This is a genomic window from Candidatus Symbiopectobacterium sp. NZEC135 (assembly GCF_025962695.1).
On the sequence record NZ_JAGFPF010000319.1, the window covers coordinates 1 to 1,796 of the forward strand.

Annotated in this window: 1 protein-coding gene and 1 pseudogene; both read left to right on the plus strand. The window is 43.3% G+C overall.

Annotated features, from left to right (window positions below):
- Positions 1–939 (plus strand): hypothetical protein (locus J5224_RS26385; RefSeq protein WP_264628134.1); only part of this gene is annotated, 939 nt, incomplete at its 5' end.
- 79 nt (positions 940–1,018) lie between these two features.
- Positions 1,019–1,796, plus strand: a pseudogene (locus tag J5224_RS26390) (type IV secretion protein Rhs); the annotation flags it as partial.

The window sequence follows — 1,796 nt, forward strand, 5'->3', positions numbered from 1 at the left end:
AGTGCCAATAGTGCAGATTCACTGACACCAGGAGATAACTTCCTGACCTGTTATCTGAGCTGTGGAAAAGCAATACCTAGTACTCTGATTTCATTGGGGATAGACATACCGGGGGTCGGTAAGTTTGATACCTCCGAACATGGCACTACTACCCTAAATGGGCCTGGTGGGGGAAGTGGTAGCGTTTTCAAAAACCCTCAAAATATCACCATCTCGTCACTTGAACCTATAGATTATGGTGTTTCATCCAACATAGTAATATCTGATGGTTGGAGCCGTCTCGAGCAAATGAATTTGCTCTCGGATAAGCTGCCTGTCAACCTAAGTTCAGATCATTCCCCTGCTGATGGTAGTGAAGCCGTGTTTAATAAGGGGAAAGCCTATTACCGGTCGCTACGAATATCTTCAAAAGAGGGCTGGCCTTTTGTTCTTAAAATAATTAATGGTAATAGAACGCCGGTACCTGGATATAATGTAGTAACCCGGAGCGGGCAATCAGGTGTTGATATTTTATGTGGTTTCAATACGCGTGATGATAAATTACCCGCGCCTGTACAGGTGTACGATACGAGTATGGTATTTATCGATATGAGCGAGTTTGGTGTAAGGAGCTCAACGTCTGGTGGATTGGCTATATTTGGTAAGAACTCGCAATACAGGCCGACAGAATGGACGTTAAAACTTCCACTTAGTAATGCTGTTTTTAACACCACAATAGATCGTTCAAGTATCGCTATTGCAATGCTTCATGTCAGACATTGTGCTTATTTCTATACCGGCGAAACATGGGGTAGTAAAGGATGGAATAACTCTCCTATACCTGCTCATATTTCTGTCTTCGATCAATTTGGAAATTCTGGTATTATTAGCATTTCAGTAAGTGAAAATAAAGATGAAATAGGGAGATTGATAATCAACGGTGTTTCTGTAGCCAGTTGATGATCGGTTTTGCATGTTTAGGTGCGCTTGAAATATAAATCTCATGTGAAATGATTATTATCAATAAGTGATTTAAACGATGAACAATACATTCTCGTCCCAATCTGGTAACTTTGTCGGTGCGCTGGAAACTCAGGTCGATCCACGTACGGGGCAGTTTATGGTTAATTTCCCATTAGCCAACGTAGTGGGAAATAATCAACTGGGGCCTGAGCTCTCTTTGTCGCTACGTTATTCTCCGTTAAATATGACGGACGCTGGGTTTGGCAGAGGGTTTGGCATTGGTCTGACACAGTTTAATAATCGCAATAACCTCTTGGAACTGAGTGACGGTGAACAATACCGGGTTATGCCTGGCTCAGATATTGTGCGCAACAAGAAGTTAGATAACTTTCGCTTTTCGTATACCAACGGATTTGATGCTGCTGATGGATATACTGTCTTGTGGAAGGAGGGGAAAAAGGAGTTATTAACCATTACTGATGATGGTCAAACGTTCGTGACAACCAGAGTGATTTCGCCCTTGGGACGCACACTGACTTTATTCTGGAATTGGAGTGGACAATATGCCAGGTTGTCCCGTATTGATGATGAGTTCGGAACATTATTACGGGTTGAGTATGGCTATGCTGTCAATATGGTTGTTTGGCCGGGTTCATCCGATGAGTATCAGGTTTTATTTGAGCGGATTAATGATACCTGGCTGAATACACTGCATCGCCAGGTCTCTGGTACGGAAAGCCTGCGCTGGTATTTTGAATACGACTCTGTTGACGGCACGCCAAACCTTTTGCTGACAGGGGTGCGCTATCCTACCGGAATGACGGAAAAAGTGGATTACAGCCTGTTACAGGGTT